This window comes from Actinospica durhamensis (genome assembly GCF_018139695.1).
GTDB classification, from domain to species: domain Bacteria; phylum Actinomycetota; class Actinomycetes; order Streptomycetales; family Catenulisporaceae; genus Actinospica; species Actinospica durhamensis.
The window spans coordinates 1-505 of sequence record NZ_JAGSOG010000700.1; the positions used below are offsets into that span (position 1 = coordinate 1).

The window sequence follows — 505 nt, forward strand, 5'->3', positions numbered from 1 at the left end:
GGCCTGGTGGACCGGTTCCTGTGACACGACGAAGCCCCGGGGCCGTCGGCGTGGTCCCGGGGCTTCGCTGCGGTACGGTCAACGCTGTCCGTACTGCCGCTCGATGTCCGCCATGCACGGCTTGCAGGTGCTGTGCCCGGAGCCCCACGCCGAGACGGCGAGGTCGTCCGGACCGACGTAGGTCATGCACGTCCCGCACAGCTCCTGCCCCGGCGCGGGCGGCCCGGACTTCAGCCGGTACCCGGTCCGGCGCTCGGCGCCCCGATCGGTGCGGCCCGTCGGGTGCAGGGACGACCGCTTCACCCACCGGTGCCCGCCGAGGCCCTTGATGCCGCCGAACGGGTCCCAGACGTAGACGTCGTCGCCGCGCACGCGCTCCACGACGAACGGCCGGCACCGGGACCCGGCAGCGGTCCGGCACGGCACGTACGTCTGGCCGGCGACGACCGCGAACGGCTCGACCTCGGTCCTCACGGTCAGGCCCGGGAGACGCGGGCGTAGGTGC

The 505-nt window shown here is 74.3% G+C and carries 1 protein-coding gene; it reads right to left on the reverse strand.

Annotation, left to right across the window (positions count from 1 at the left end; all coding sequences use genetic code 11):
* Positions 1-78 precede the first annotated feature (78 nt).
* Positions 79-505, reverse strand: a 427-nt coding sequence (locus tag KDL01_RS41785) for a hypothetical protein (RefSeq protein WP_212534250.1), incomplete at its 5' end; no start/stop codon positions are given.